A 1,903-nucleotide genomic window follows, 5' to 3' on the forward strand; every position below is an offset into this window, starting at 1 on the left:
TGTGCGCCTGATCGATCTCCGCGACCATCGCCTTGCTCGCATCCGCATCCAGACACCGCACCGGATCCGCGTCCAGCCGCTCCACATCCGAAGGCCCCGGGTACACCCCGTACGGCGCCCTGGCCGCGGCCAGCTCGACAACGTGGGAGACGATCTCGATCCCCGCCGTCTCCTTCAGGAACGACCGCGCCACCGCACCCAGCGCCACACGAGCCGCCGTCTCACGCGCCGACGCACGCTCCAGCACCGGACGCGCCTCACCGAACCCGTACTTCTGCATCCCCGCCAGATCCGCATGACCCGGACGAGGACGCGTCAACGGCGCATTACGCGCCAGAGCGGCAAGCTCCTCCGCATCCACCGGATCGGCCGCCATCACCTTCTCCCACTTCGGCCACTCCGTGTTCCCCACCATCACCGCCACCGGAGAACCCAGCGACAACCCATGACGCACACCCCCGAGGAACGTCACCTCGTCCCTCTCGAACTTCATGCGCGCCCCACGCCCGTAACCGAGCCGCCGCCGCGCCAGCGCGTCCGCCACCATCTCCGTGGTGACCGGCACGCCCGCAGGCAGACCTTCCAGCGTCGCCACCAGGGCCGGACCATGCGACTCCCCGGCCGTCAGCCAGCGCAACCTGCTCAACGGGACTCCTTCGGGGCGATGGTGTGTTCCGGGAAGAGCCGGCGCAGCTCCGTGTGGAAGCCGGGAAAGGTCTTGCCGACGCAGTCCGGGTCGTCGAGGGTGAGGGTGCCGGGGAAGCGCAGCCCGAGGACGGAGAAGGCCATGGCGATCCGGTGGTCCCGGTGGCACGCGATGCGCGTCGGGGCCGGGGTGCCCGGGTGGACCGTGAGCCGGTCCGGGCCCTCCTCGGTCTTGATGCCGCAGGCCCGCAGGTTCTCCGCCACGGCGGAGATCCGGTCGGACTCCTTGCGCCGGGCGTGGGCGATGCCGCGCATGGTGATGGGCGCGTCGGCGAGCGGGGCGATCGCGGCCAGCGTCATGAATGTGTCCGAGATGTCGCCCATGTCGATGTCGAAGCCGCCGCGCAGCGGGCCGGTGCCGGTGACGGTGGTGGCGTTCTCCCCCACCTCCACGCGCGCGCCGGCCAGTCGCAGCGTCTCGACGAACCGCAGGTCGCCCTGGAGGCTGCCGGTGCCGAGCCCGGGCACGGTGACGGCGCGTCCGGTGACGGCGGCAGCCGCGAAGACGTACGAGGCGGTGGAGGCGTCGGGTTCGATGTCGAGGCCGGCGGCCGTGTAGGGGACGGGCCGCACCTCGATCCGGCCGTCGGGGTCCTCGTGGACGTCGGCGCCGAAGTGCCGCATGAGCGCGAGGGTCATGTCGATGTACGGGCGGCTGACGAGCTCCCGGGCGTCCACGGTGAGGGGGCCGCGCATCAGCGGCGCGGCCATGAGCAGCCCGCTGAGGTACTGGCTGCTCAGCGAGGAGTCCAGGGCGATCGCGCCGCCGTCGAGTCCGGCCGCCTCCAGGTGGAGCGGCACGCCGCCGCCCTCGGCCGCGCGGACGCCGGTGCCCAGGCGCTCGAGCGCGTCGGCCAGGGGCCGCAGGGGGCGGGCGCGCAGCTGGTCGGAGCCGTCGAAGACGAACGACCCGTGTCCCGTCGCCGCGAAGGGCGGCAGGAAGCGGGCGGCGGTCCCGGCGTCGGCGCACCAGACGCGGGCGGGGCCCGTGGGGCCGCGCCCGGCGCCGGTGACCGTCCAGGACGCGTCGTCCGGCGCGGCCTCGACGGGTGTGCCGAGGTCGGTCAGGGCGGTGCGGAAGGCGAGGGTGTCGTCGCTGACCAGACGGCCCTGATGCCGGGCAAGACCATGGACGCCGTCTTCGCGCTGGACCAGGCGACCGACTTCGCGTCCTTCCGCAAGGCCGCCGCGCAGTTCG

General features: G+C 73.1%; 2 protein-coding genes. Both read right to left on the reverse strand.

From position 1 onward, the window contains the following. A partial coding sequence (gene aroC / locus AB0K09_RS33055; protein ID WP_366069086.1) for a chorismate synthase occupies positions 1 to 646 on the reverse strand: 646 nt, incomplete at its 3' end. Beyond that, positions 643 to 1,860: a 3-phosphoshikimate 1-carboxyvinyltransferase gene (gene aroA, locus AB0K09_RS33060; RefSeq protein ID WP_366069087.1), complete on the reverse strand. Its 1,218-nt coding sequence runs from the start codon at positions 1,858 to 1,860 to the stop codon at positions 643 to 645. The genes aroA and aroC, both read right to left, overlap by 4 nt. Between the last annotated feature and the right edge of the window lie 43 nt (positions 1,861 to 1,903).

It is taken from the genome of Streptomyces sp. NPDC049577 (assembly GCF_040675635.1).
Classification (GTDB): Bacteria; Actinomycetota; Actinomycetes; order Streptomycetales; family Streptomycetaceae; genus Streptomyces.